Annotated in this window: 5 protein-coding genes; all 5 read right to left on the bottom strand. The window is 66.0% G+C overall.

Features of this window, described 5'->3' with window-relative positions:
• Positions 1-20: 20 nt before the first annotated feature.
• Genes U4E84_RS15825 through U4E84_RS15805 form a run of 5 tightly spaced genes read right to left on the bottom strand, consistent with a single transcriptional unit; the run spans position 21 to position 6,456 of the window.
• Positions 21-1,226, bottom strand: a complete 1,206-nt coding sequence (locus tag U4E84_RS15825) for an ABC transporter substrate-binding protein (protein ID WP_322533085.1) — start codon at positions 1,224-1,226, stop codon at positions 21-23.
• Positions 1,227-1,228: 2 nt separating this feature from the next.
• A complete protein-coding gene (locus U4E84_RS15820) occupies positions 1,229-2,416 on the bottom strand; it encodes an ABC transporter substrate-binding protein (RefSeq protein ID WP_322533084.1) in 1,188 nt (395 codons plus the stop codon).
• Positions 2,417-2,475: 59 nt separating this feature from the next.
• On the bottom strand, positions 2,476-4,386 hold the full coding sequence (locus U4E84_RS15815; protein WP_322533083.1) for an ABC transporter ATP-binding protein: 1,911 nt from the start codon (positions 4,384-4,386) through the stop codon (positions 2,476-2,478).
• Positions 4,386-5,330, bottom strand: a complete 945-nt coding sequence (locus tag U4E84_RS15810) for an ABC transporter ATP-binding protein (protein ID WP_322533082.1) — start codon at positions 5,328-5,330, stop codon at positions 4,386-4,388. The genes U4E84_RS15815 and U4E84_RS15810 overlap by 1 nt, the downstream gene beginning before the upstream one ends.
• A 1-nt stretch (position 5,331) precedes the next feature.
• Positions 5,332-6,456 carry an iron ABC transporter permease gene (locus U4E84_RS15805; protein ID WP_322533081.1) on the bottom strand — a complete coding sequence of 375 codons (1,125 nt, stop codon included), beginning with the start codon at positions 6,454-6,456 and terminating at the stop codon, positions 5,332-5,334.
• Positions 6,457-6,566 lie beyond the last annotated feature (110 nt).

Here is a 6,566-nt window from a genome sequence, read left to right as displayed (position 1 = left end):
CTCGTTGTCGTCGCTCATTGTTAGATGTCTCCGTTGATGATGTCCGCAACGCGCTGGCGGTCGAACAGCTGCTCGTCTCCTGTTACCTCACCGAACACGTCTGGATAGAGCTGCTTCGCCCCACGCTCGGTCAGGAAGAGATTCTGAATCGGGCCCTGTTTCAACGGCCCGCCGCGGTAGACCCGTTCGTTCTGTACGGCGGTCAACTCGCTCCCCACGGAGTGATCCCGCATGTACGCGAGGACCGTCTCGCGGAATTCCGCCGGGGACTTGCGTTCGTGACCGCGGATCAGGAGAACATCGGGGTTGACATCGAGCAGCCCCTCGTAGTCGAGTTTGGTCCGTTCCGTCGTGCTGAGGTTCTCGATATCGGTACCTGCCAGTGCGTCGGAGACACCGAGGTCACGCCACTGCTTCTTGTTCGTTCCCTTGTCGTTGAGCCGGTACGGCGAGAACGCTTCGGGTTCGTCGTTCAACTCGAAGGTGAGCAGGACGTTCGGACGCTCGTCCGCCGGCGGCAGTCGGGTCTGGACGTCGGCGATGAACTCGTCGTGGAACGCCTCGAACGCCTCGTAGCGGTCCCGTTCGTCGAACGCCTCGGCGAGCTTCTCGAAGGTTTCGTACAGCGTGTAGTACCGGTAGTCGTGCCAGTCGTCCGACCGACGGTAGCCGAGATTCCCGAGGAACGGCGCCACGTTCTCTCGGATCTCGTCGACGTCCGCCTGATCCCAGTCGAACCAGGCCTTGAGCATCTCAGTGTCGATGAAGTGGACGTCGCTGTCGAGCTCGTAGAACAATTCCTTGGACATCTCGTTCGGGACGAGTTCGGTCAGGGACTCGCGGTCCACGCTCACTCCCGGCAACTCCTCGTAAAAGTGGGTGTAGTACTCGGCGGTCTGTCCGATGCCGACCATTCCATCGGACTGTCCGAGGGCGATACCTGCGTCGGCGTACCCCGCGGAGTACGGGACCCACCGCTCGGGGACCGAATCGAACGTGACCTCGCCTGCGGGAGCCATGGTCACCGAGTAGGAGGTGTCCTCGGGCTCGTCCGACTCATCGGTGCTCGACTCGTTGGCCGTGGAATTGTCGGTCTCGGAGCCGTCGCCGCCGCTGTCGCCGGTACAGCCGGCGAGCAGTCCGCCGCCGACCACCGCCCCGCCGTACTTCACGTAGTCGCGTCGCGTCGGTGCCCCCTGTCGAATCGTCTCGTTGTCGTCACTCATTGTTAGATGTCTCCGTTGATGATGTCCGCGACGCGCTGTCGGTCGAACAGCCGTTCGTCCTCAGGAATCTCCGGCAGGACGCGCTGTTCGTCGAAGCCGGGCCACTCGCCGAACTGGTCGGGATACAGCTGTTTGGCCGTCATTTCGAGCTGGAACAGATTCAGCGCGATTCCCTGATCGAACGTGCCGCCGCGATAGAACCGGTCGTTCTGGATCGCCGTCAGATCACGCCCGACCGGATCGTCCTCGAGTTCGTCTTTCGTTTCTGCGTAGTCGTCGAACCAGAAACCGATGCCGTCGAAGAATATCAGCACGTCCGGATCGTACTCCAACAGCCCTTCGAGGTCGATCGACCCCGCCTCGCGTTCGTAGACCACGTCCTCGTCGGCGAACACGTCGACGGCTTCGAGCGGGTGCTGGTGGGCTTTCCCGAATCCGGGGCCGTTGAACTGGTAGGGGTTGATGTCGCCCTCGTAGAACAGAACTCTTCCGACAGTCGGTCGCTCGTCCTCCGGCGGCAGGTTCGACTGGATCTCCTCGATGAGTTCGGTGCGAACGTCGACGAGCGCATCGGCCTGCTGTTCGGCGTCGTAGACCTCCCCGAACTTCTGGGTGAGTTCCTCGATCGAGTAGAACTCGTACTCGCGGTCCTCGACGTACTCGTCGGTGGCGATACGGCTGCCCTCGTTTGCGAAAAACGGCGCGACGTTCTCCGTCACCTCGTCGATGTCGCTGTCGTCCCAGTCGTTCCACATCTTCCGGAAAATCGGGTCGACGTGGAACACGTCCGGATCGACTTCGTAGTAGAGCTCCTTTTCGGCGGGATCGAAGTCCGACACCCCCTCGAGGTCGAACTCGACGCCCGGCAGCTGGTCGAAGTGGGACGTCACCTTGGTATCGGGACTGCGTAGGTTGATCAAGCGGTCTGCCTGCCCGAACGACGCGAGGGTGTCGGCCCAGATGCCGAGATCCGACGCGGCCGTTTCCGGCACCTCGTCGAACTCGACTTCGCCCACCGGCGAGAGTTCAACCCCGTAGCTCTCGTCGTCTGTCGACCCTTCGTCGTCACCCGAGTCTTGTTCGGCCTCACCGGTACAGCCTGCCAGTAGGCCGCCGCCGACAACTGCGCCGCCGTATTTGATCGCCTCTCTGCGCGTCGGCGCACCTTGTGCCGTGTCGTCTCTCGACATATACTTTTAGGCTCCCCTAAAAATTATTAAACCCACCGATCTTTAGGCCGGCCTAAACATTACTGGCCGCTGACACGCCCGCGAGCGGCTCGCTCGACGAACTCCTCGGGGAGGTCCTCGATCTCTCCGGCCTGGACGCCCCAGAGGTTCGCGTACAGCCCGTCCGCGGCGAGCAGCTCGGCGTGGTCGCCCCGCTCGACGACCTCGCCATCCTCCAAGACGAGGATGGTATCCGCGTCCTTGATCGTCGAGAGCCGATGCGCGATCGCGAGCGTCGTCCGGTCTGCGGTCAGCCGGTCCAGCGAGCGCTGGATGAGGTACTCCGTCTCGGTGTCGACGCTCGCGGTCGCCTCGTCCAGCAGGATGATCGCCGGGTCCCGCAGGATCACGCGCGCGAGGGCGATCCGCTGGCGCTGGCCGCCCGAGAGCTTCACGCCCCGCTCGCCGACGCGCGTCTCGTAGCCCTCGGAGAGCTCCCGGACGAACTCGTGGGCCTCCGCCGCTTTCGCGGCCTCCCGCACCTCGTCGTCGGTGGCGTCGAACCGCCCGTAGCGGACGTTCTCGGCGACCGTGCCGTCGAAGAGGAACGTGTCCTGGCTCACGTAGCCGATCGACTCGCGGAGATCTGAAACGTCCACGTCGCGCACGTCGCGGCCGTCGACGCGGACCGCACCGTCGGTTACATCATAGAGTCGCAAGAGGAGCTTCGCGACCGTCGACTTGCCCGCGCCGGTCGGCCCGACCAGCGCGACGGTCTCGCCGGCCTCGACCTCGAAGTCGACGCCGTTCAGGACGGTCTCCTCGCCCTCGTAGCCGAAGGTCACGTCGTCGTACTCGACGCGCCCCTGCACGCCGTCGAGGGGGGTGGGATCCGGTGCGTCCTCGATGCGGACGGGCACGTCCATCAGCCCGCAGATGCGCTTGCCGGAGGCGCGGGCGTTCTCGTACCAGTCGACGATGTTGGAGAGTTGCGCCATCGGCCCCGTCAGCCGCTGCGTCAGGAGCATGAAGACGACGAACTCCCCGACGCTGAGCGTCCCCGAAAAGAACAGCGGTGGGCCCGAGAACACCCACAGCCCGCCGACGACGAACGTCGCGAGCAGCGCCGTCCCGGTGAGCAGTTCCATCCCGGGGCGGTAGAAGTAGCTGAGCTTGAGGACGTCCATCTGGGCGTCGAACACGTTCCGAGAGACGCCCCGGACCCGCTCGTTCTCGTACTCCTCCGTGCTCGCGGTCTTGACGAGTTCGATGCCGCTGAGGCCGTTCTCGATGCGCGTGTTCAGGTCACCGATGACCGAGCGGTGACGGGTGTACCGCGGCTCGATGACGCGGACGAACCACCAGGTGAAGCCGACGAGCAGCGGCACCGCACCGAGCGTCACGAGCGCGAGCTGCCAGTTCGTGTACAGCAGCGCGGCGGTCACTCCACCGACGATCACGCCGATCCGGACCGCATCGCCAAGGGCGTTGTCGAAGAACACCTCTAGGTTGCCCGTGTCGTTATTGAGGATCGACATGACCTCTCCGGTCTCTTTGTTGTCGAAGAACGTCATATCGAGCCGCTGCATCTTCTCGTAGGCGTCGACGCGGATCGCGTACATCACGCCGTGCGCGAAGTAGTTGATCGAGACGCCGCGGACCCACTGGAGGACGGCTCCGCCGAGCAGCGCGGTCCCGATGATCGCCGCCGACAGCCGGAACTGGGCGCCCCGGTCCGACGGCAGCCACGCCTCGGGCACGAGCGGGAGCGCGTACGCGCTCTCCTGCGTGAACACCGCGTCGATGGTGGTTCCGAGGACGATCGGCGTCACGAGCAGCGCGGCGTACGTGAACACGCTCGTGACGAGCCCCACCGCGAGCCACCGCCGCTCGCCGCGGCCGTACCGCTTGAACAGCCGCCACAGGGGCTTCTCGACGCGATCGCGGTACGCATCCAGCTCCGTCTCGAACGCCTCGCCCTCGCCGCCCATCACTCGGCCTCTGGCGCGCTCGCCGGGGGCATTTCGGACCCCTCCGACCCTCCTTCATCGTCGTGACGCGCGCGCAGCGGCGTGATCCGCGGCCCGCGTTCGGTGAGGTCGACCTCGGCGTCGATCTCGAACACCTCCGCGAGCAGCTCCTCGGTGACGACCTCCTCGGGCCTGCCGCGGGCCCGGATCTCGCCGTCTTTGAGCGCGACCACCCGGTCCGCGAGCCGGGCGGCCTGCTCGATGTCGTGGAGCACGACGACGACCGTGATGTCGCTCTCGTCGCGCAGCCCCTCGACGATCTCCATCACCTCGAGCTGGTGGTGTAAATCGAGGAACGTCGTCGGTTCGTCGAGGAGGAGCACGTCGGTGTCTTGTGCGAGCACCATCGCGATCCACGCCAGCTGTTTCTGCCCGCCGGAGAGGCTCCCGACCTCCCGGTCGCGGAGGTGATCACAGCCGGCCATCTCGACGGCGCGGTCGACGGCCCGCTGGTCCTCCTCGGTCACGGACTCGAAGAACCCGCGGTGCGGGTACCGACCGTGGTAGACGAGGCTCTCGACGGTGATGCTGTCCGGCGAGGTGCTCTCTTGGGAGAGCAGCCCGAGTTTGCGGGCGATCTCCTTGGTACCCATCGAGTGGAGATCGTTGCCGTCGAGCACCACCGAGCCGGCGTCCGGAGCGAGCTGGTTCGCGAGCCCCTTCAGCAGGGTGCTCTTTCCCGAGCCGTTGGGACCGACGAGGGCGGTCACCGAGCCGGGCTCGGTGATCAGCGTCTCCCCGTCGACGACCGGCTCCTCGGTCGACGGGTACCCCAAGACGAGGTCCTCGCCGGAGAGCGTGCTCGCGGCGCTCGCCTCGGCCGCGTCGCCGTCGGCTCGCACCGCCTCCGTGGCGGCCGGTTCGGTTCCGTTCGTTCGCGCCGCGTCGTTCGTGTCGCTCGCCATCTCAGATCTCCCCCATGTTCTCCTTCTTGCGCATCAGGTACAGGAAGTAGGGTCCGCCGACGAGCCCGGTCACGATCCCGACCGGGACCTGGACGGGATTGAACGCGAGCCGCGCCCCCACGTCCGCGCCGACCATCAGCGCCGGGCCGACGAACAGACAGCCGACGATCACCTTCTTGTAGTCGCTGCCGACGAGGTTCCGGACCATGTGCGGGACGATCAGCCCGACGAAGCCGACGATGCCCGCGACCGCGATGCTCGCGGCCGCCGCCAACACGGCCACGCCGGAGAGCGCGAACCGCACCTTTTCGATGGACATCCCCAGCGACTTCGCGGTCTGCTCGCCGAGCAGCATCACGTTGCACTGCCGGGAGCCGGCGATCGCCAGCCCGACCGCGACGACCGACCACGGCAGCGCCATCCGGACCTGCGCCCAGTCAGTCCCGGTCAGCGATCCGGTGGTCCACGCGATCGCCGACTGGACGATCCCGATGTCGTCGGCGAAGAAGAACAGCGCCGTCTGCACGGAGCCGAAGACGGTCCCGACGATGACGCCGGCCAGCACGAGTCGAACGGGACTGGTGCCGTTCTTCCAGGCGATCGCGTATACGATCAGGAACGCGGCCGCGCCGCCCACGGCCGCGATCAGCGGGAGGAACGCTGCGAGCCCCCCGAAGACGACGAGAACGAGCAGGATCATCAGCCCCGCGCCGGAGGAGACGCCGAGAATGAACGGGCTCGCCAGCTCGTTCCGAGTGATCGCCTGGAAGATGGCCCCCGAGACGCCGAGGTTCATCCCGACGAGTATCGCGACGAACACGCGCGGCAGGCGGATGTTCCAGACGATGAGGCTCTCGCGGCTCATCTCCGGTACCTCGCCGCCGAGCAGGAACGCGTTCCACGCCTGCCGGTTGAACAGTACTTCCGGGTTGAACACGGCCGCCCACGCCTGCCCGATGCTCATCGAGTAGGAACCGAAGCTCACCTGAACGAGCCCGGCGAGGACGACGACCGCCACGCTCGCGACGGCGGTCGTCACGAGCTTCGGGTCGAGCAGCCAGACGAAGCGACGGGTCTCCCGTCCGCGGGCGGTCTGTCCCGACTCGACCGACTCGGCGCCGCTCATCGTACGTCCTCCGTCGGCTCGGCCGATTGCCTCCGGTCTCGCAGGAGTTCGTCGTCGACGGCGTCGAGAAGCGTCTCGTCGTCTATCTCCTCGGCCAGGGTCTCCGCACC

The organism is Halorubrum sp. AD140 (assembly GCF_034497445.1).
GTDB lineage: Archaea > Halobacteriota > Halobacteria > Halobacteriales > Haloferacaceae > Halorubrum.
This window is presented reverse-complemented; position numbering and strand designations above follow the sequence as displayed.